This is a genomic window from Paraburkholderia sp. EG286A, assembly GCF_040965375.1.
Lineage (GTDB): Bacteria > Pseudomonadota > Gammaproteobacteria > Burkholderiales > Burkholderiaceae > Paraburkholderia.
Genome location: NZ_JBFRCB010000009.1, coordinates 218323 through 238018, shown reverse-complemented (window position 1 = coordinate 238018; position 19696 = coordinate 218323). Strand labels below are relative to the sequence as shown.

The 19696-nt window shown below is 65.2% G+C and carries 16 protein-coding genes and 1 tRNA gene; 13 read left to right on the top strand and 4 right to left on the bottom strand.

Going from position 1 to position 19696, the window contains the following annotated elements; translation table 11 throughout:
* The first annotated feature begins 8 nt into the window (after positions 1 to 8).
* The 4 genes from AB4Y35_RS34590 to AB4Y35_RS34575 all read left to right on the top strand — a co-directional run bounded on the left by AB4Y35_RS34590 (position 9) and on the right by AB4Y35_RS34575 (position 2385).
* Complete coding sequence (locus tag AB4Y35_RS34590; protein ID WP_028204248.1) at positions 9 to 419, top strand: integration host factor subunit alpha; 411 nt, start codon at positions 9 to 11, stop codon at positions 417 to 419.
* Between the two features lie 197 nt (positions 420 to 616).
* The gene (locus tag AB4Y35_RS34585; protein ID WP_133181584.1) at positions 617 to 1015 is read left to right on the top strand and encodes a MerR family transcriptional regulator; all 399 of its coding nucleotides are present in this window, start codon (positions 617 to 619) and stop codon (positions 1013 to 1015) included.
* Between the two features lie 93 nt (positions 1016 to 1108).
* A tRNA-Pro gene (locus AB4Y35_RS34580) sits at positions 1109 to 1185 on the top strand.
* Between the two features lie 261 nt (positions 1186 to 1446).
* Positions 1447 to 2385 carry a DMT family transporter gene (locus AB4Y35_RS34575; protein WP_368707933.1) on the top strand — a complete coding sequence of 313 codons (939 nt, stop codon included), beginning with the start codon at positions 1447 to 1449 and terminating at the stop codon, positions 2383 to 2385.
* A gap of 138 nt (positions 2386 to 2523) precedes the next feature.
* On the opposite strand, the gene AB4Y35_RS34570 is transcribed toward AB4Y35_RS34575, so the two are convergent.
* Entirely contained in the window at positions 2524 to 3927 is a 1404-nt protein-coding gene (locus AB4Y35_RS34570; RefSeq protein WP_368707932.1) for an MFS transporter, read from the bottom strand.
* Between the two features lie 637 nt (positions 3928 to 4564).
* Here AB4Y35_RS34570 and AB4Y35_RS34565 point away from each other — a divergent pair.
* From AB4Y35_RS34565 to AB4Y35_RS34555, 3 genes are all read left to right on the top strand, one after another.
* Complete coding sequence (locus AB4Y35_RS34565) at positions 4565 to 5134, top strand: acyloxyacyl hydrolase (RefSeq protein WP_368707931.1); 570 nt, start codon at positions 4565 to 4567, stop codon at positions 5132 to 5134.
* Between the two features lie 107 nt (positions 5135 to 5241).
* Positions 5242 to 5562 carry a DUF190 domain-containing protein gene (locus AB4Y35_RS34560; protein WP_342923633.1) on the top strand — a complete coding sequence of 107 codons (321 nt, stop codon included), beginning with the start codon at positions 5242 to 5244 and terminating at the stop codon, positions 5560 to 5562.
* A gap of 185 nt (positions 5563 to 5747) precedes the next feature.
* Positions 5748 to 6608, top strand: coding sequence for a 3-hydroxybutyryl-CoA dehydrogenase (locus AB4Y35_RS34555; RefSeq protein WP_069268182.1), 861 nt, complete (start codon positions 5748 to 5750; stop codon positions 6606 to 6608).
* 16 nt (positions 6609 to 6624) lie between these two features.
* On the opposite strand, the gene AB4Y35_RS34550 is transcribed toward AB4Y35_RS34555, so the two are convergent.
* On the bottom strand, positions 6625 to 7725 hold the full coding sequence (locus AB4Y35_RS34550) for an aldose epimerase family protein (protein WP_368707930.1): 1101 nt from the start codon (positions 7723 to 7725) through the stop codon (positions 6625 to 6627).
* Between the two features lie 58 nt (positions 7726 to 7783).
* Entirely contained in the window at positions 7784 to 8995 is a 1212-nt protein-coding gene (locus AB4Y35_RS34545) for a DNA-binding transcriptional regulator (protein ID WP_069268209.1), read from the bottom strand.
* Between the two features lie 310 nt (positions 8996 to 9305).
* Between AB4Y35_RS34545 and xylA the strand changes: the two genes are divergently transcribed.
* The 5 genes from xylA (at position 9306) to AB4Y35_RS34520 (ending at position 16290) form a co-directional block, all read left to right on the top strand.
* Positions 9306 to 10628 carry a xylose isomerase gene (gene xylA, locus AB4Y35_RS34540; protein ID WP_368707929.1) on the top strand — a complete coding sequence of 441 codons (1323 nt, stop codon included), beginning with the start codon at positions 9306 to 9308 and terminating at the stop codon, positions 10626 to 10628.
* A 104-nt stretch (positions 10629 to 10732) separates the two neighbouring features.
* A complete protein-coding gene (xylB, locus tag AB4Y35_RS34535; protein ID WP_368707928.1) occupies positions 10733 to 12223 on the top strand; it encodes a xylulokinase in 1491 nt (496 codons plus the stop codon).
* 195 nt (positions 12224 to 12418) lie between these two features.
* Positions 12419 to 13447, top strand: a complete 1029-nt coding sequence (xylF, locus tag AB4Y35_RS34530) for a D-xylose ABC transporter substrate-binding protein (protein WP_368707927.1) — start codon at positions 12419 to 12421, stop codon at positions 13445 to 13447.
* A gap of 93 nt (positions 13448 to 13540) precedes the next feature.
* Positions 13541 to 15094: a D-xylose ABC transporter ATP-binding protein gene (xylG, locus tag AB4Y35_RS34525; RefSeq protein WP_368707926.1), complete on the top strand. Its 1554-nt coding sequence runs from the start codon at positions 13541 to 13543 to the stop codon at positions 15092 to 15094.
* On the top strand, positions 15091 to 16290 hold the full coding sequence (locus tag AB4Y35_RS34520) for a sugar ABC transporter permease (RefSeq protein WP_368707925.1): 1200 nt from the start codon (positions 15091 to 15093) through the stop codon (positions 16288 to 16290). The genes xylG and AB4Y35_RS34520 overlap by 4 nt, the downstream gene beginning before the upstream one ends.
* 295 nt (positions 16291 to 16585) lie before the next feature.
* Here the strand turns inward: AB4Y35_RS34520 and AB4Y35_RS34515 are convergent, their stop codons facing one another.
* Positions 16586 to 16780 (bottom strand): hypothetical protein, encoded by a 195-nt coding sequence (locus AB4Y35_RS34515; RefSeq protein WP_368707924.1) that lies wholly within the window; start codon positions 16778 to 16780, stop codon positions 16586 to 16588.
* On the opposite strand from AB4Y35_RS34515, the gene AB4Y35_RS34510 reads away from it, so the two are divergent.
* The gene (locus AB4Y35_RS34510; protein ID WP_368707923.1) at positions 16779 to 19628 is read left to right on the top strand and encodes an AAA family ATPase; all 2850 of its coding nucleotides are present in this window, start codon (positions 16779 to 16781) and stop codon (positions 19626 to 19628) included. The genes AB4Y35_RS34515 and AB4Y35_RS34510 overlap by 2 nt on opposite strands.
* The last annotated feature ends 68 nt before the right edge of the window (positions 19629 to 19696 follow it).

Here is a 19696-nt window from a genome sequence, read left to right as displayed (position 1 = left end):
ATAGATAGATGAACGAAATGAACTCGAGTGATTTCGAAGCCCTTCTTGCGGCACAGCGTAGCGCCATGATTCGCGACATTCCTGCCTCGTCGGCAAGCGCCACGAACGACACGCCCACGCTGACGAAAGCCGAACTCGCTGAGCTGCTGTTCGACAACGTCGGTCTCAACAAGCGCGAAGCGAAAGACATGGTCGAAGCCTTCTTCGAAGTGATTCGCGACGCGCTTGAAAGCGGCGACAGCGTGAAGCTGTCGGGCTTCGGCAATTTTCAGTTGCGCGACAAGCCGCAACGACCCGGCCGCAACCCGAAGACGGGCGAGGCGATACCCATCGCGGCGCGTCGCGTGGTGACGTTCCATGCGAGCCAGAAGTTGAAGGCGCTCGTGGAGAGCGGCGCCGAGGCGAGCTTCCCGCGTTGATGCGTTGAGGTTGTTTGCCCGCGCCGGTATGCCCGCGCCGGTACGCCCGCGCCGGTACGCCCGCGCCGGTATGCCCGCGCCGGTATGCCCGCGCCGGTGGCAATATGGCGGGCGTGAACGTATAAGTAGAAATAGCAGACTTCAAGGACCCAGGCGGCGACGCCTCATTGCGCAACCACCACGACGGCAACCCGGCGATGACATCGACAAGCGAAAAGGTCGTCTTGCCTCCCATCCCCGCCAAGCGCTACTTCACCATTGGCGAGGTGAGCGAGCTGTGCGGCGTGAAGCCTCACGTACTGCGGTATTGGGAGCAGGAGTTCACGCAGTTGAAGCCGGTGAAGCGGCGCGGCAATCGTCGCTATTACCAGCATCACGAAGTATTGCTGATCCGTCGTATTCGCGAACTGCTCTACGAGCAGGGGTTCACGATCAACGGCGCGCGCAACCGGCTCGACTCGCACGGGGCGGCGGCCGACGAAGCCGGGCAGTCGGAAGCCGTGGGAGCGCCGGTTGCCGAAGGCACGACCGCCCTCGTGGACGTCGATCAGTTGCGCAAGGAATTGCTGCATGTGCTCGATCTGCTTGGGCGCTGAAACACCTCGCTGAACGCATGCATGTGAGTCGTTCACGAATTACGTGCGAAGCGGTTCTAATTAGAGAAACTCTCTGTTATACTTTCTAGCTCTCGGGGCGTAGCGCAGCCTGGTAGCGTACCTGCATGGGGTGCAGGTGGTCGGAGGTTCAAATCCTCTCGCCCCGACCAGAATAGAGCCCGTGTAATCGAAAGATTACGCGGGCTTTGTCTTTTGTGCGCCGCAAAGCAAATACATAGCAAGCACAAGAAAGCGCAGGAAGCGTAGAACGAGACCGCAAGATCCGGCTGTTAATTTTTCTCACATATCGGTGAGAATCCTTCGTTATACGGCGCGTGCCGCTCGCCTTACGATACGCATACCTTCGCGCCGGTGATTCGTGCAATCGCGCGCCCGCGCGCAAAACCCGTGCTCATTCAGCGCCACTTCACATGAACCCGATCGAACTCGCGCAACTGGTCATCCTCGCCGCCCTGTGGGGCGGGTCATTTCTGTTCATCCGCGTCGGCGTGACCGACTTCGGCGTCGCGCCGCTGATGGCGCTGCGTGTCGGCATCGGCGCGCTGTTCCTGCTGCTCGTGCTGTTTTCCCGGCGCCCCGCACGCGAAGCGCTCGGCACGCTGCGCGAACGCGCGTGGCCGCTTTTCATCGTCGGCATCCTCAATTCGGCCGCACCGTTCTGCCTCTTCGCGTGGGCCGAACTCACGCTCTCCGCGGGTGTCACGTCCGTGATCAACGCGACCACGCCGCTGTGGGGCGCGGTCGTCGCGTATGTCTGGCTCAAGGATCGTCTGAGCGGGCTACGGGTGGTCGGGCTCGCGATCGGCTTCGCCGGTGTGCTCGCACTGGTCTGGGATCAGGTCGTGACGCACGCCGGCGACGGCGCGTCATCCACCAGCGCTGCGCTCGCCGCCCTCGCGGCGCTCGTTGCCGCGGCGCTGTACGGCGTTGCCGCGAGCTACACGAAGCGCCATCTCACGGGCGTCGATCCGCTCACGGTCGCTGCCGGGACGATGACGGGCGCGACGCTCGTCCTCGCGCCGTTCGCCGTGGCAACCTGGCCGGCGACGCCCATCTCGCTGCATGCGTGGGGCGCGGTGCTCTGCCTTGGCGTGGCGTGCACGGGCATCGCGTATCTGTTGTTCTTCCGCCTGATCGCAGCGGTGGGCCCGGCGCGCGCGATCACGGTGACGTTCGTGATCCCGATCTTCGGCATTCTGTGGGGCGCGCTCTTTCTCGGCGAACGCGTGTCGATGGGCATGGTCGAGGCGTGCGCGGCGATTCTCGTGGGGACCTCGCTCGCCACCGGTTTCGTGAAGCGCTTGCCGGGCTTCACCGCGCGCCGCAGCGGCGCAGGCGCGGAACGCTAGCAGGGTAGCGCCCGCACGGCGCGCTCGAAGCGGGTGCTGCGAGCGCGATGCGGGCGAACCGCCACGCACTGCCTTGCGAGCTGCCTCAACGAAATCGCGCGGCGCCCACCGTCGCGCGATTTGCACTCCGAAGCTCGCTCAAGCCGCCGCACGCGGCACGGCTTTCACTTCCTTCTCCCGATTGCTGCGGCCACCGCGCCCGATCGGCAACGTCGCGACGATCACCGCCCCCAGCACGAGCAACACCGCGGAATAGATGAGCCCCGCGGCATAGCTGTGCGTCGCATCCTTGAGCCACCCGACCACGAGTGGATTCGCCGCCGAACTGATATTGCCGATCGCATTGATCACGGCAATGCCCACCGCGCGCGCCTGCGGCGTGAACGCCTGATCGGGCGTGGTCCAGAAGATCGACATCGCCGTGTACGACCCCGCCGATGCGAGGCACACGCCGAGCAGCTGCACGAGCGGCGCGCCGCCTTGCGCCGTCAGCACGCAGCCGAGCCCGGAGAGCAGCATGGGCGCGGCGAGGTGCCATTTGCGTTCCTGACGCCGGTCCGAGCGGCGCCCCCACACGATCATCGCGACGATGGTGACGATCTGCGGAATCGTCGCGACGAGGCCCACGGTAACGTTGCTCGCCCCGGCGCTGAAGCCCTTCACGATCAGCGGTGCCCACACCGCGACCATCGCGAGCGTATTGACGAGGCAGAAGTACGCCGCCGCGAAGCGCAGGACCACCGGCGAGCGCAGTTGCTGCCAGAGGCTGCGCTCGCTCGCGGCGTGCGTCGTGGGCGCAGCGAGGGCATCGGCCGGCTCGGCGAGCGCGGCTTCGAGCGTGCGTTTCTCTTGCGCGCTGAGCCAGCGCGCGGCGCGCGGCGTGTCGTCCAGGTAGAAGAACGCCACGCAGCCGAGCAGTGCGGCCGGCATGCCTTCGAGCACGAAGAGCCATTGCCAGCCCGCGAGTCCCGCATGGCCGTCGAGCTTGAGGATGAAGCCCGAGACCGCGGAGCCGAGCGCGGCCGTCACGGGCATCGCGATCATGAAGAGGGCGTTGGCCCGGGCGCGCCACGCGCTCGGGAACCAGCAGGTGAGATAGAGCAGCATGCCGGGCAGGAAGCCCGCCTCGGTCACACCAACCAGCATGCGCAGCCAGTAGAGCGTGGTGGCGTTGGTGGCGAACATCGTCGCGGTGGAGGCGAGGCCCCACGCAATCATGATGAAGCTGATCCAGCGGCGCGCACCCACGCGCGCGAGCATGAGATTACCGGGAATGCCGCACGCGATATAGGCGACATAGAAGAGGGTGGTGGCGAAGCCGAACTGCGTGCTCGACAGGCCGAGGTCCTTCATCATCGTCAGGCCCGCGAAGCCGATGTTGATGCGGTCGAGGAACGAGACGACGAACAGCAGGAACAGGAAGCCGAGCAAATGGCGCGATACCTTGCGCGTGACTTGTTCGGTGGCGGCTGCGCAGTTCGACTGCGCCTGCGCGGACGTTTGCGGCACGCGCGAAGCATGCCCTTGCGGGATTGGGCTCATGTGTCTCCTCCTAAGCACCGGGACGTGAGCGTGGCAAGGGTTATGACGTTGTTGTTTGCCGCGGATCACAATTCACGCGGATTATGCGAGGGGCCCGCGCGCTGTCTGTCCTCAATTTGGGTACAGCTGCGCAGCGCATTCCGCGATGTTCGGGAATACCCGGGTCCAGATGTCATGCCGTCTTTACGCTGAGGATTATCGGGATGGGCAGCTAACCAGAAAATCGCTAATCACAAACGTGAATACCCGGTAAATCGACGGGCGGTAATTGAGACGGATTCGTTAACAAGGTGATTCCATATTTCGTAAATCCTTCCGTAAATAATCGTTCAGCACCATTTACGCGACTCGATAATCGAAACTGAAAGCTGCCAGTCAGTCTTTATCAAGCCGCAGGCCCTGCACGGGCACGGTCTGTTGGCACGCCAGCGAGCGTGCCCGATTTTTCGACGCTAAACTTCGCTCTCATATGTGCGCCAGTCATTAGTGAATATTGGAGTGTGATGGTATTTGTTCTATCCAGATGACAAGCGCGTAGCGCATTTTGTATGGCATTTGCGCTGGTACCGAATCCGCGCAAAGCGTGGGAGTGCCCGATGCATGGCGTCATGCTGAATCGAGCGAATCGGGGAAATATATGAAAGTAAGAAGATTCGTCTGGCGCGCTCATGCAGTGGGTGGGGCGCTCACCGCGCTTTGCGCCTTCGGCACGGCTGGCGCGCAGGCGGACAACACGTTCGGCGTGCAGCTCGGAGCGGGCGTAGCGGACCACGACGTGAAAAAGCTCGATCTCGGCCTCGTGTGGGATCCGGGCCTGCAGTGGTGGCATCTCGGCGGCTATCACTTCACGCTGGTGGGCGAGGCGCATGTCGCCTACTGGAAGCTGAACGCGCCGGATGCCGTCTACTCGCATATCTGGGAATACGGCGTGACGCCCGTTTTTCGCTTCATCAAGGACAGCGGCTGGTTCAAGCCGTTCATCGAGGCGGGCGTGGGCTTTCACTTTCTCTCGCACGTCCGGCAGACGCCCGATCGCGCGACGTCGACGTCGTTCCAGTTCGTCGACGTGATCGGCGTCGGCGCGCAGTTCGGCGAGCACGGCAACTATCAGGCCGGGTTCCGTTTCCAGCATTTGTCGAACGCCGATATCAAGGAGCCGAATCCGGGTACGAACTTCAGTCAGATCTACTTCCAGTACAACTTCTAGGGCGGCAGCGGGCGTGCCGGCGCGTATCAGGGCGCGTGCTAGACTTTTTTCATGCCGCCTGTCGCGCGGCGCTTGATGACGCTATTTCCGGCTGCATGGAGGTGCCCATGCCCGCAGGCAGTCAACTCACGCTCTACACGAGCCGCAAGCACAAGAAGGGCCACAAGTCGGCGGTCGCGTGGATCATCGACGCCGCGCGGGCGCAGGGCGTCTTCGGCATCACCGTGCTGGAAGGCTACGAAGGCCTCGACGCCCACGGAAAGATGCACGCCGCCCACTTCTTCGATCTGGCCGACGAGCCCGCCGTGGTGCTGATCGTCGCCGACGAGCCCTCCATCGATGCGCTCCTCGTCACACTCGAAGCGGGCGGCGTCGAGCTCTTCTATACGCGCACGCCAATCGAATACGGCCGGCTTGGCGGCGCCTGAGCGCCAGGCCCTTCAGGTCGCCGCGCAGGCGCTTTGCCGCAGGTTCCCCCGTCACGCGAGTGCCAGTCGATTCGCGCAACCCGTTACACTGTGGGTATTGGTGCGGTGCACCACGGGTTGCGCCGCACGACCGGCATTTTCCATAGCGACACGCCGGGGTCGCAGACAAGGAGTGAGGACGAGGCATGGCAATCGAATCGGTAGGGATCGTGGGCGCAGGCACGATGGGCAACGGCATCGCCCAGGCGGTGGCAGTGGCGGGGCTCAAGGCGGTGATGATCGACGTCACCGATGCGGCGCTCGCCAAGGGTGTCGCCACGCTCACCCATAGCCTCGAGCGGCTCGTCTCGAAGGGCAAGCTCGAAGCCGGCGCGCGCGACGCCGCGCTCGCACGCATCGAAACGACCACCGACTACCAGCGCCTCGCGAGCGTCGATCTCGTGATCGAAGCGGCGACCGAGAACGCCGAGCTCAAGACGCGCATTCTCAAGCAGATCGAAGCCGCGGCCCGCCCCGACGCGATCGTCGCGTCGAACACCTCGTCGATCTCGATCACGGCGCTCGCGACCACGCTCGCCGACCCGTCGCGCTTCATCGGCATGCACTTCTTCAACCCGGTGCCGATGATGCCGCTCGTCGAGGTGATCCGCGGCCTGCAGACGCGCCCGGAGGTGGCCGAGTCGGTGCGCGAAATGGCGCTGCGCCTCGAGAAGACGCCGATCGCCGTGAAGAACGCGCCCGGCTTCGTGGTGAACCGCATTCTGGTGCCGATGATCAACGAAGCGTTTTTCGTGCTCGCCGAGGGCATTGCGAGCGCCGAGGAAATCGACGCCGGCATGAAGCTCGGCGCCAATCATCCGATCGGCCCGCTCGCGCTGGCGGACCTGATCGGACTCGACGTGTGTCTGTCGGTGATGGATGTGTTCCTGAAGGACTTCGGCGACTCGAAGTATCGTGCGTGCCCGCTGCTGCGCGAGATGGTCGCGGCGGGCCAGCTCGGCCGCAAGACCGGCCGCGGCGTGTATCAGTACGACAAGGTGTCGTAAGGCCTGGCGCCCGGCATCAGGCGAGCACGCTCACGCGGTATTGCGTGACCTGCCGATAGGTCTTGCCGGGCTGCAGCACCACTTCGTCGCAGGCGGGCGCTTCCATGTTGATCTGGTTCGGGAAGCCGCCCGCTTCGAGGCACAGCCCCGCATAGCGCGCGCAGGTCGCGCCGCGGCGTCCCGGCTGTCCCTCCAGATAATTTCCCGTATAGAGCTGCAGACCGCGCTGGTCGGTCGCGACGGCAAGCTCGCGTCCGCTGCCCGGCTCGTAGACGCGCGCCACCGGCCGCACGGGCCAGCGACCCGGCGCGGCGTGCAGCGTGCCCGCCGTGCTCTCGGGCGCGCGCAGCACGTAGCAGTGGTCGAAACCGCGTGCGCGCTCGAGTTGCGCGTGCGGCCAGTCGAGCCGCGCACCGAGCGGCGCGCCATGGCGGAAGTCGAAGGCACTGCCCGAGACGTCGGCGATGCGCACGGGAATCAACTGCGGATCGACTTCGAGGAAGGCGTCCGCGTCGATCGTCAGCACGTGGCCGCGAATGTCCGGGCTCGCCTCGCCGGAGAGGTTGAAGTAGCCGTGGCTCGTGAGATTCAGCGGCGTAGGCGCGTCGGTCACCCCCTCGTATTCGAGCGTCAGCGTGCCGTCGTCGTCGAGCGTATAGCGCACCTGCACGCTCACGTTGCCCGGAAAGCCGCCGTCGCCTTCGGGCGAGTCGAGCCGCAGCACCAGCGAGCCCCGATCCTCTTCCACGTGCCACATCTGCCGATGAAAGCCGTTCGCGCCACCGTGCAGCAGATTGCCGTTCTCGTTGCGATCGAGCGGATAGTCGATGCCGTCCAGCGTGAAATGCGCACCGGCGATGCGGTTGGCCCAGCGCCCGACCAGGCCGCCCATGTACGTGGTGGCGGCGAGATAGTCCGCGGGGGTGTCGTGGCCGAGCATGATGTCCGCGAGGCGGCCGGCGCGATCGGGCGCGAGCCATGAAACGAGCGTCGCGCCGAGGTCGCTGACTGTCACCTTCATGCCCTGCGCGTTGCGCAGCGTGTAGAGCCGCACGGCGTCGCCGCCGGGCAGGGCGCCCCACGGTTCGGAAGTCAGATGGGCAGCAAGAGTGTTCATGAGGTGAAGAGAACGTATGAAGAAAGCGTGATTGTCCGGGGTGGCCGAAGCCGCTTCATCAAGTGGACAGGCGCGGGCCCGAAGCGTTCGCGACGCTGTCCTGATATTCGCGCGGCGTGCATCCCAGTTCGCGCCGGAAGACGGCATACATGTACTGCAGCGACGTGAATCCGCAGCGGATCGCCACCTCCGCACTCGAGGCGTCGCGGCTCGCGAGCATCGCCTTGGCGGCGTCGAGTTTGTGGCGCAGGATTTCCTGGTGGACCGTGCACTGCAGTTCGCGCCGGAAGTAGTCTTCCAGCGACGAGCGCGATACGCCCACGTAGTCGGCCACCTGCTCGGTCTTGATGCCCTGGCAGGCGTACTGGCGAATGAAATGGCGTGCGCGCATGACATGCGGACTCGACAGCGGTTCGTGGCGGGTCGATTCGAGCACGTTGATGCCGACGGGCGGAACCAGAATGCGCTGGCCCGGAAAACGTGCGCCGCGCAGCATCTGGTGCAGCAGGTGGGCGGCGGTCTTGCCCATTTCCTCCGTGCCCTGGATGACCGATGAGAGCGGAATGCGCGTGAGCGTGCGGGTGAGCGGATCGTTGTCGATGCCGATGATCGCCACCTGCTCGGGCACGGCAATGCCGTGAATCAGACACGCCTGCAGCAAATGCCGCGCCCGTGCGTCGGTCACGGCGATCACGCCCACGGGCTTGGGCAGGCTATGCAGCCAGACGCTCAACTGCTCGATGGCCTGGTTCCAGGCGCTGGCGCTGGTGGCCTGGCCCCGGTAGATCGGCGCCTGTACGCCTTCTTCGCGGGCGAGCGCCTGGAACGCCAGTTCGCGCTCCTGGGCCCAGCGGTTTTCCTGCGCGACAGGCAGGCTGTACATCGCGAGATTCGGCAGGCCCGCGCCGATCAGATGCGTCCACGCGAGCGAGACCAGTTTGCGGTTGTCGGTCGCGATATAGGGCACGTCGGCGGGGTACTGGGCCGCGTCTTCGAATGACGAGCCCACGGCGACCACCGGCAGCGGGCAGCCGCGCAGGGCGTCGGCCACGTCGGGGTCGTCGAAGTCGGCGATGATGCCGTCCCCGTCGAAGCGCTCGATGCCCGCGAGGCGGCAGCGGAAGTCCTCCTCGAGAAAGAGGTCCCACGCGACGCGCGTGGAGCGCAGATAGTGGCCGATCCCCGCAATGATCTCGCGGTCGTACACCTTATTCGCGTTGAACAGCAGCGCGATGCGGTGGGGCGTCTGGGAAGCGGGGGCACGGGTCATGTCGTGTCGGCGGCTGGTCGCCCGGCGCGCAGCGCCGGCGGAAAACCGCCATGTCTCCAGTTCGGGCGCGGTGCGCGCCAGGGTGCGCCGCGCTACGATGTCTCTGGCGCCTGCGGCGCGTCATTTTAAGCGTCCGGTTATTTTAGGCCCACATTCGGGTTCGCGGGCACACCGGCCGCGTCCGTCGGCAGGAAACGTTAAGGGTCTCACGCAATTTCGCAATTGCCGCGCTTTGCGCGTCGCGGGCAGTATGGCGTCACACAGAGGGATGCACGCTGCGCCGCTGCGCTGCAACAACATTGGAGACATCATGTCGTATTTCGAACATATCCCCGCCATTCGATACGAAGGCCCGCAGTCGGACAACCCGCTTGCGTACCATCACTACGACCGTACCAAAAAGGTGCTCGGCAAGACGCTCGAAGAGCATCTGCGCATCGCCGTGTGCTACTGGCATTCGTTCGTCTGGCCCGGCAACGATATCTTCGGGCAGGGCGCGTTTCACCGCCCGTGGCAGCAGCCCGGCGACGCCATGGAGCGCGCGCACCAGAAGGCCGACGCGGCGTTCGAGTTTTTCTCGAAGCTAGGCACCCCTTATTACACGTTCCACGACACCGATGTCGCTCCGGAAGGCAAGGACCTGAAGGACTACACGGAAAACTTCAAGCGCATGGTCGATTACCTCGGCGAGCGCCAGCAGGCGAGCGGTGTGAAGCTGCTCTGGGGCACCGCCAACCTGTTTTCGAATCCGCGCTACGCCGGCGGCGCCGCCACCAACCCCAACCCCGAAGTCTTCGCCTACGCGGCCACGCAGGTTTGTCATGCGCTCGACGCGACGCGCAAGCTGGGCGGCGAGAACTACGTGCTGTGGGGCGGCCGCGAAGGCTATGACACGCTGCTCAATACCGACCTCAAGCGCGAGCGCGAGCAGTTCGCACGCTTCCTTTCGATGGTGGTCGAGCACAAGCACCGCATCGGCTTCACCGGCACGCTGCTGATCGAGCCGAAGCCGCAGGAGCCGACCAAGCACCAGTACGACTACGACGTTGCGACGGTGCACGGCTTCCTCACGCAATACGGGCTGCAAAACGAAATCCGCGTGAATATCGAGGCGAATCACGCGACGCTCGCGGGCCACTCGTTCCATCACGAAATTGCCACGGCGTTCGCGCTGGGCGTGTTCGGCAGCGTCGACGCGAATCGCGGCGACCCGCAAAACGGCTGGGATACGGACCAGTTCCCGAACAGCGTCGAAGAACTGACGCTGGCGTTCTACGAGATCCTGCGCCACGGCGGGTTCAGCACGGGCGGCATGAACTTCGACGCGAAGGTGCGCCGCGCGAGCAGCGATCCGGAAGACATGTTCTATGGCCACGTGGGCGCGATCGACGTGCTCGCGCTGGCGCTCGAGCGCGGTGCGGCGCTCGTGGAAAACGACCGGCTCGAGCAGTTCCGCAGTCAGCGTTACGCGGGCTGGGACAGCGAGTTTGGCCGCAAGATTCTCGCGGGTGGCTATTCGCTCTCGTCGCTCGCCGCCGACGCACTCTCGCACGGCATGAACCCGCAGCACGCGAGCGGCCAGCAGGAGCGGCTCGAGAATGTCGTGAACCAGGCCATCTACGGCCAGCGCTAGCGGTGCCGCGGCGCGCGCGAAAAAACATTAGCGCGCGCCGTCAAATTCGCAATTGCGCCGTTTGACGTTGAAGGCAAACTGACGCAAAAAATCAGGACGGAGACATGTTCATCGGTATCGACCTCGGCACGTCGGGCGTAAAGGCCGTGCTGCTCGACCGCGCGGGCGATGTGCTCGGCAGCGCGAGCGCGCCGCTCACCGTGAGCCGGCCGCAGCCGCGCTGGTCCGAACAGGCGCCGCAAGACTGGTGGCTCGCCACGCAGAGCGCATTGCGCGCGCTCATCGACGAGGCGCGCGGGCGCGGCATCGACCCGGCGCGCATCGAGGCGCTCGGCCTGACCGGCCAGATGCACGGCGCGACGCTGCTCGACGCGCAGGGCGAGGTGCTGCGTCCCGCCATTCTGTGGAACGACGGTCGTTCGGATACCGAATGTATCGAACTGGAACGCGCCGTGCCGCAGTTGCACGCCATTGCGGGCAATCTCGCGATGCCGGGCTTCACGGCGCCGAAGCTGCTGTGGGTGCGCAAGCACGAGCCGGAGATCTTCGCGCGCATCGCGCACGTGCTGTTGCCGAAGGACTATTTGCGCTGGCTGCTCACGGGCGTGTTCGCCACCGATCCGTCCGATGCCGCCGGTACGCTGTGGCTCGACATTGCGAAGCGCGATTATAGCGACACGCTGCTTTCGGCCTGCGGCCTCACGCGTGCGCACATGCCGGACGTATTCGAAGGCAACCAGGTGACCGGCACGCTGCGGCCCGAACTCGCACGCCAGTTCGGCCTGCGCGAGATTCCGGTAGTGGCGGGCGGCGGCGACAACGCGGCGGGCGCCGTGGGCGTGGGCATCGTGCGGCCCGGCGACGCGATGCTGTCGCTCGGCACGTCGGGCGTCTATTTCGCGGTCTCGGACGGCTTTCTCGCCAATCCCGATTCCGCGGTGCACAGCTTCTGCCATGCGTTGCCGCATACGTGGCACCTGATGTCCGTGATGCTCAACGCGGCGAGCTGCCTCGACTTCACGGCGCAACTGACGGGATACGAAAGCGTTGCCGCGTTGCTCGCCGACGCCGAAGCAAACTCGACCGCCGAGCGCGACGCGCGCCGGCCGTGGTTCCTGCCGTATCTCAGCGGCGAGCGCACGCCGCACAACAACGTCAACGCGAAGGGCGTGTTCTACGGCATGACCCCGCAGACCTCGCGCGCCGATCTCGCCAACGCAACGCTGGAAGGCGTGGGTTTCGCGCTGCTCGACGGCATGGACGCGCTGCATGCGGCGGGGCTCGTGCCGGACACGATCACGGTAATCGGCGGCGGCTCGCGCAGTGCCTGGTGGACGCAGATGCTCGCCGATATCAGCGGCCGCGCGCTCACGCTGCGCGCGGGCGGCGAGGTGGGGCCGGCGCTGGGCGCCGCCCGCCTCGCGCACCTCGCGCTCGAACCGGGCGCGACGCTCGACGAAGTGTGCCCGCAGCCGCCCGTGCTGGCGGTGCGCGAACCTGACGCCGCACGCCACGCCTGGTATCGCGAGGCGCGCCGTCCAACCTTTGGCGCGCTGTATCGCGCGCTCGAACCGGTTTTCGCCACCGGCGCCTGACTAGCGGCGCCGGCGAAGAAAAAACTGCACGGCCAGTGTAGTCGTGCAGCTGATTAGTCGTCCTACGGTTATACCGCACGCTGTGCCGTTTCGCGTGTGTTCCGCAATGATATCGGCAACACCCTGAAAACCATCGCCGCGGCGGCGACGCGTTCGCGCGCGCCTGCGCACCGGCATCAAGAGGAGTATGGAGACATGAATTTCGCCAAACGTCGTTCGGTTCTGAGTTCGCTCGTATGCGGGGCCGTGCTCGCGAGCCTGTCGCTTGCCGCACCGCTCGCGCACGCGAGCAAGGATCATCCCGAGATCGGCTTCTGCATCGACGACCTGCGTGTCGAGCGCTGGTCGCGCGACCGCGACTACTTCGTCGCGGCCGCGGAGAAGATGGGCGCGAAGGTGTCGGTGCAGTCGGCCGACGCGAGCGAAGAGCGTCAGGTCTCGCAGATCGAAAACCTCATCTCGCGCGGCGTGGATGTGATCGTGATCGTACCGTTCAACTCGAAGGCGCTCACCAATGTCGTGGCCGAAGCGAAGAAGGCCGGCATCAAGGTCGTTTCGTATGACCGCCTGATTCTCGACGCCGATATCGATGCGTACATCTCGTTCGACAACGAGAAGGTGGGCGAGCTCCAGGCGAAGGGTGTCTTCGACGCGCAGCCCAAGGGCAACTACTTCCTGCTGGGCGGCGCGCCCACCGACAACAACGCGAAGATGCTGCGTGAAGGCCAACTGAAGGTCCTCAAGCCTGCCATCGACCGCGGCGACATCAAGGTGGTCGGCCAGCAGTGGGTGCCGGAGTGGAGCGCATCGACGGCGCTGCGCATCATGGAAGACGCGCTCACCGCGAACAACAACAAGATCGACGCAGTCGTCGCCTCGAACGACGGTACGGCCGGCGGCGCGATCCAGGCGCTCGCCGCGCAGCATCTCGCGGGCAAGGTGCCGGTGTCGGGCCAGGACGCGGACCTCGCGGCGGTCAAGCGCGTGGTGGCGGGCACGCAGACCATGACGGTCTACAAGCCGCTCAAGCTCATCGCGGGCGAAGCCGCGAAGCTCGCTGTCGATCTCGCGAAGGGCCAGAAGCCAGCGTACAACGCGCAGTACGACAACGGCAAGAAGAAGGTCGATACGGTGCTGCTGCAGCCGACGCTGCTCACGAAGAGCAACGTGGACGTCGTCGTGAAGGACGGCTTCTACACGCAGGCGCAACTGGCAAGCCAGTAACGCTTATGGCCTGACGGCCCGCGCGCGCCAGGAGTATGGCCACGAAAGTGGCCACTGCGGCGCGCGCGGGCCATCGCAGCGAGTAACCAGCGTATGACCGAACCCTTGCTGACGATGCGCGGCATCGTCAAGTCCTTTGCGGGCGTGAAAGCGCTCGACGGCATCGACCTCATGGTGCGGCCCGGCGAATGTGTGGGCCTGTGCGGCGAGAACGGCGCCGGCAAATCCGCGCTCATGAAAGTGCTCTCGGGCGTGTACCCGCACGGCACCTGGAGCGGCGAGATCCGTTGGGAAGGCGCGCCGCTCGAAGCGCAAAGCGTGCGCGACACCGAACGCGCGGGCATCGTCATCATCCACCAGGAGCTGATGCTCGTGCCCGAGCTGTCGGTTGCCGAGAACATCTTTCTCGGCAACGAAATCACGCTGCCGGGCGGGCGCATGAATTACGCGGCGATGTACCAGCGCGCCGACGAATTGCTGCGCGAGCTGAACATCGACGCCATCAACGTGGCGCAGCCGGTGATGAACTATGGCGGCGGCCATCAACAGCTCATCGAGATCGCGAAGGCGCTCAACAAGCGCGCGAAGCTGCTGATTCTCGACGAACCGTCGTCTTCGCTCACGGCGGCGGAAACGAAGATCCTGCTCGACATCGTGCGCGACCTGAAACGCCGCGGCGTGGCGTGCGTCTACATCTCGCACAAGCTCGACGAGGTCGAAGCCGTGTGCGACACGGTGAGCGTGATTCGCGATGGCCGTCACGTAGCCACCGAGCCGATGGCGACGCTCACCACCGACCGCATCATTGCGCAGATGGTGGGGCGCGAGATCCGCAATCTCTTTCCGCGCGAGCCGCATGACATTGGCGAGGTCGTGTTCGAGGCCCGCAATGTGACCTGCTACGACGTGACGAACCCGCGCCGCAAGCGCGTGGACGACGTCTCGTTCTCGGTGCGCCGCGGCGAGATCGTGGGCGTGGCCGGGCTCGTCGGTGCCGGCCGCACGGAAACCATGCAGGCGATCTTCGGTGCGTATGCGGGCACCTGCACGGCAACGGTCCTGCTCGAAGGCAAGCCGCTGAAAATCCGTTCGCCGCTCGACGCGATCAAGGCGGGCATCGCCATGGTGCCCGAGGACCGCAAGCGCCACGGCATCGTGCCGCAACTGGGCGTGGGCCACAACATCACGCTCTCGGTGCTGCAACGTTTTTCGCGGCGCGGACGCATCGACACGGCTGCCGAACTCGATACGATCCGCACGGAGATGCAGCGCCTGTCGGTGCGCGCAGCGAACCCCATGCTGTCGATTGCGAGCCTCTCGGGCGGCAATCAGCAGAAGGCGGTGCTCACCAAGATGCTGCTCACCGACCCGAAGGTGCTGATCCTCGACGAGCCGACGCGCGGCGTGGACGTCGGCGCGAAGTACGAGATCTACAAGCTGATCTTCCAGTTGGCCAAACGCGGCGTGGCGATCGTGATGGTGTCGTCCGAACTGCCCGAAGTGCTGGGCATCAGCGACCGCGTGCTCGTGATCGGCGAGGGCGAGTTGCGCGGCGACTTCGTCAATGACGACCTCACGCAGGAAGACATTCTTGGCGCGGCGATCCAGAGCGTGCGCGCCCAACCCGATACAGCGAGTGCAGTATGACCCCCGACGTCACGACCCCAGGCGCACGCGAAGACCTGCCGCAAGGCGGCAATGGCTTCGCCATGCGTTTCCAGCAACTCTTCGCGCGCTACAAGATCCTCGCGCTGCTGCTCGCAGTGGCCGTGATCTGGCTGTTCTTTTCGCTGCTCACGCATGGCGCGTTCGTCACGCCGCGCAACGTGTCGAACCTGCTGCGGCAGATGTCGATCACCGGCATGCTCGCGTGCGGCATGGTGTTCGTCATCATCGCGGGCGAGATCGATCTTTCGGTCGGCTCGCTGCTGGGCCTGCTCGGCGGCGTCGCGGCGATTCTCGACGTGAATCGCGGCTGGCCCATCGGCGTAACCGTGCCGGCGGTGCTCGTGCTTGGCGTGCTCGTCGGACTCTTCAACGGCTGGTGGTCGACGTACCGCCGCGTGCCGTCGTTCATCGTGGGTCTCGGCGGCATGCTCGCGTTTCGCGGCGTGCTGCTCGGCATCACGGGCGGCTCGACCATCGCGCCGGTGTCCGATCATTTCGTGTTTCTCGGCCAGGGCTATCTGCCGCGCGTGGCGGGCGACGTGCTGGCGCTCGCGCTGTTCGTGCTGCTCGCCGTGCTCACGGTGCGCCAGCGGGCGAATCGCCGGCGCTATCAGCTGAGCGTCGTGCCGCTCTGGCAAGACGGCGTGAAGATCGTCGGTGCGGGCGCGATCCTGCTTGCCTTCGTGCTGATGCTCGACAGCTATGGCGGCATTCCGGTGCCCGTGCTGCTGCTGCTCGCGCTGCTCGGTATCTTCACATGGATCGCCACGCAAACCGTGTTCGGCCGCCGCATCTACGCGGTGGGTTCGAACCTCGAAGCCACGCGTCTTTCGGGCGTCAATACGAACCGCGTGAAGCTCGTCATCTTCGCGCTGATGGGGCTCATGTGTGCGTTTGCGGGCATCGTCAATACGGCGCGTCTCGCGGCGGGTTCGCCCTCGGCGGGCACGATGGGCGAGCTCGACGCGATCGCGGCCTGCTTTATCGGCGGCACGTCGATGCGCGGCGGTTCCGGCACCGTGTATGGTGCGCTGATCGGCGCGCTCGTGATGGCGAGCCTCGACAACGGCATGTCGATGCTCGACGTGGACGCGTATTGGCAGATGATTGTGAAGGGCGGCATTCTCGTGCTCGCCGTGTGGATCGATGTGGTGTCGGGCTCGAACCGCCGCTGAGAAACGCACAGCAGATACGATTGCAAACCTGCCGGCGCCATGAAATTCTTGACCGTGTTCTTGCATCGCGCGTGACACCGCGACGGATCTCTCGCGGATGACTGCCACGTGCAGTTGCTCTCCTCGCGCGCCCCGAGCGCGCTCTCAGGGCGGGACGCATGTCCCGCCCTTTTTCTTTGCTGTGGCCGATCGAAAACCTCGCGCTGGACGGCGCAGGTTCGACGCGCCGGCAATCGTTTCCTGCCACAATCGTTCGCACCTGTGCAGGGCGGCGTACGCACGCGATGCGCGCGAATCATGCCCTCTGCAAGGTCATCGTCAGCCACAGCATCGCGTCGTCATGCTCCAGCGCGTGCTCGCCGATTTGTCGCTTTGCTGGTGCAACCGCCGCGTGAGCGCTCGCGTTGCACCGAATCAGGCCGCGAGGTTGTGCCAGCGTTTTGCCAGCTTCGGCGGCGCGATTCCGATCCTCCGGAGACAAGCCGACCATGCCCACTCTTTGCGAAATCTGTAATTCCCGGCCTGCAGTCGCGCGCGTGACTGTCGTGCAAAACGGGCAGCGCAAGTCCATGTCGATCTGCGACTACGACTACCGCCAACTGATGCGTCACCAAAGCATGCTCAACCCGTTCGATTCGCTGCTGGGCGGCAGCGGCCTGTCGCGCTTTTTCGGCGGGCAAGGCGGAGAGGACGAGCACGACGACGAGGGGCACGACCTCGCCGCCGAGGTGCCGCGCGAATCCGTCGATGCGACCGATGCGTTCAGCGAGCAGACGCTCGAAATCCTGCAGCGCGCCGCGGAAAAAGCCCATGAACTGCAGCGCAATGAACTCGATACGGAACACCTGCTGTACGTACTGGCGGACACCGATGTTTGCGCGGCACTCCTGAAGGAGCTGAAGCTCTCGCCGCAGGACATCAAAGGCTATATCGATCAGCATGCGCAAAAGGGCACGGCTTCGCCCGACGCGCCCATCGACAAGATGACGATCTCGCCGCGCCTGAAGAAAGCGTTTCAATTCGCGTTTCAGGCATCGCGCGATCTCGGCCACTCGTACGTCGGCCCCGAGCATCTGCTGATCGGTCTCGCCGCGGTGCCCGACAGCATTGCGGGCGCGCTGCTCAAGAAGTACGGCGTGACGCCCGAGGCGCTGCGTCAGAAGGTCGTGAAGGTGGTGGGCAAGGGCGCGGAAGACGGCCGCGTGGATGCGCCCACGGGCACGCCCACGCTCGACAAGTTCGGCCGCGACCTGACGGCCATGGCGCGGCAAGGCAAACTCGATCCGGTGCTGGGCCGCGCGCAGGAAATCGAGAGCACGATCGAGGTGCTCGCGCGGCGCAAGAAGAACAACCCGGTGCTGATCGGCGAGCCGGGCGTCGGCAAGACCGCCATCGTGGAAGGACTCGCACAGCGCATCGTCAATGGCGACGTGCCCGAGGTGCTGCGCGGCAAGCGGCTCGTGGAGGTGAACATCAATTCGATGGTCGCGGGCGCGAAATACCGCGGCGAGTTCGAGGAGCGCGCGAAGCAGTTGATCGACGAAGTGAGCGCGAAGCATGACGAGTTGATTCTCTTCATCGACGAATTGCACACGATCGTCGGCGCGGGGCAGGGCGGCGGCGAAGGCGGGCTCGACATTGCCAACGTGCTGAAGCCCGCGCTGGCGCGCGGCGAGTTGAGTCTCATCGGCGCGACGACGCTGAACGAGTATCAAAAGTACATCGAGAAGGACGCGGCGCTCGAACGTCGCTTTCAGCCCGTGCTCGTGCCGGAGCCCACGGTCGAGCAAACCATCGTGATCCTGCGCGGCTTGCGCGACAAGCTCGAAGCCCACCATCAGGTGACCTTCGCCGACGACGCCTTCGTGGCCGCCGCCGAGCTATCGGATCGCTACATCACGTCGCGCTTCTTGCCCGACAAGGCGATCGATCTCATCGATCAGGCGGCCGCGCGCGTGCGCATCGGTTCGACCTCGCGTCCCGCCGAGATGCAGGAACTCGAAGCGGAGATCGCCCAGCTCAAGCGCGAGCAGGACTACGCGGCGTCGCGCAAGCGCTTTGACGAGGCCAAGGGTTTCGAAGAGCGCATCAACGAAAAGCAGGAAAAGCTCGAAGAGCTGACCGAGGCGTGGCAGCGCAAGACAGGCTCGGAAACGCTCGAAGTCACCGTGGCGTCGATCGCCGAAGTCGTGTCGCGGCTCACCGGCATTCCGGTCGCGGATCTCACCCAGGAAGAGCGCCAGAAGCTGCTCAAGATGGAAGAGACGCTGCGCGAGCGCGTGGTAGGCCAGGAGGACGCCGTGGTCGCCGTGAGCGACGCCGTGCGCCTGTCGCGCGCGGGTCTCGGTCAGTCGAACCGGCCGATCGCGACTTTCCTGTTCCTCGGGCCGACCGGCGTGGGCAAGACCGAGCTCGCCAAGGCGCTGGCAGAAACCGTGTTCGGCGACGAGCAGGCCATCATCCGCATCGACATGAGCGAGTACATGGAGCGTCATGCGGTGGCGCGGCTCATCGGCGCGCCGCCGGGCTACGTGGGCTACGACGAGGGCGGCCAGCTTACCGAGCGCGTGCGGCGCCGCCCGTACAGCGTGATTCTGCTCGACGAGATCGAGAAGGCGCACGCCGACGTCTACAACGTGCTGCTGCAGGTGTTCGACGACGGGCGGCTAACCGACGGCAAAGGTCGCGTGGTCGATTTCAGCAACACGATCCTGATCGCGACGAGCAACCTCGGCGCGTCGATCATCATGGACAACCTCGAGCGCCCCGAGAAGTCGCGTCTCGACGACAAGACGATCCGCGCCGAACTCATGAAGGTGCTCAAGGGCCATTTCCGGCCCGAGTTCCTCAATCGCATCGATGAAATCATCGTGTTTCATGCGCTTTCGCGCGACAACATCCGCGCGATCGTGCAGATCCAGCTCGAGCGCGTCACACGCACGGCGGCCGCGCAGGGCATCACGCTCTTGATGGGTCAGACGCTCGTCGATCATCTCGTGGAGGCCGGCTATCAGCCGGAGTTCGGCGCGCGCGAACTCAAGCGGCAGATTCGCCAGGAAGTGGAAACGCGTCTGGCCAAAGAGATACTCGGCGACGCGCTGCAGTCCGGCGATACCGTCGAGATCGGCTACGACAAGACGAACGACGACGTCACGATCAGCAAGGTTGCCGTGCCGCCCGACGTGAAGGAGAGCAAGCCGGCGAAGAAGGCGAAGAAAACGGCGACGCCGCCGGTCGACGAAATCGCGAGCGAAATGGCCGCGGACGACATGGAAGGCGATCCACCGCCGCCGCCGAAGAAGAGCGGCAAGGGCGGGGGCAAGGCGAAGCCTGCTTGATCGAGTAGAGCGACGGCTGGCGCACCGGAACGTGCGCCAGCTTTTTTCCCTTCTGATTGATATGGAAT

Excerpts from the sequence above, each read along its gene's own strand:
- AB4Y35_RS34520 (WP_368707925.1), top strand. The coding sequence starts at position 15,091 with ATGACCCCCGACGTCACGACCCCAGGCGCACGCGAAGACCTGCCGCAA.
- AB4Y35_RS34565 (WP_368707931.1), top strand. The coding sequence starts at position 4,565 with ATGAAAGTAAGAAGATTCGTCTGGCGCGCTCATGCAGTGGGTGGGGCG.
- AB4Y35_RS34585 (WP_133181584.1), top strand. The coding sequence starts at position 617 with ATGACATCGACAAGCGAAAAGGTCGTCTTGCCTCCCATCCCCGCCAAG.
- AB4Y35_RS34515 (WP_368707924.1), bottom strand. The coding sequence starts at position 16,780 with ATGGTCGGCTTGTCTCCGGAGGATCGGAATCGCGCCGCCGAAGCTGGC.
- AB4Y35_RS34550 (WP_368707930.1), bottom strand. The coding sequence starts at position 7,725 with ATGAACACTCTTGCTGCCCATCTGACTTCCGAACCGTGGGGCGCCCTG.
- xylF (WP_368707927.1), top strand. The coding sequence starts at position 12,419 with ATGAATTTCGCCAAACGTCGTTCGGTTCTGAGTTCGCTCGTATGCGGG.
- AB4Y35_RS34570 (WP_368707932.1), bottom strand. The coding sequence starts at position 3,927 with ATGAGCCCAATCCCGCAAGGGCATGCTTCGCGCGTGCCGCAAACGTCC.
- xylA (WP_368707929.1), top strand. The coding sequence starts at position 9,306 with ATGTCGTATTTCGAACATATCCCCGCCATTCGATACGAAGGCCCGCAG.
- AB4Y35_RS34545 (WP_069268209.1), bottom strand. The coding sequence starts at position 8,995 with ATGACCCGTGCCCCCGCTTCCCAGACGCCCCACCGCATCGCGCTGCTG.
- AB4Y35_RS34560 (WP_342923633.1), top strand. The coding sequence starts at position 5,242 with ATGCCCGCAGGCAGTCAACTCACGCTCTACACGAGCCGCAAGCACAAG.
- xylG (WP_368707926.1), top strand. The coding sequence starts at position 13,541 with ATGACCGAACCCTTGCTGACGATGCGCGGCATCGTCAAGTCCTTTGCG.
- AB4Y35_RS34510 (WP_368707923.1), top strand. The coding sequence starts at position 16,779 with ATGCCCACTCTTTGCGAAATCTGTAATTCCCGGCCTGCAGTCGCGCGC.
- AB4Y35_RS34575 (WP_368707933.1), top strand. The coding sequence starts at position 1,447 with ATGAACCCGATCGAACTCGCGCAACTGGTCATCCTCGCCGCCCTGTGG.
- AB4Y35_RS34590 (WP_028204248.1), top strand. The coding sequence starts at position 9 with ATGAACGAAATGAACTCGAGTGATTTCGAAGCCCTTCTTGCGGCACAG.
- AB4Y35_RS34555 (WP_069268182.1), top strand. The coding sequence starts at position 5,748 with ATGGCAATCGAATCGGTAGGGATCGTGGGCGCAGGCACGATGGGCAAC.
- xylB (WP_368707928.1), top strand. The coding sequence starts at position 10,733 with ATGTTCATCGGTATCGACCTCGGCACGTCGGGCGTAAAGGCCGTGCTG.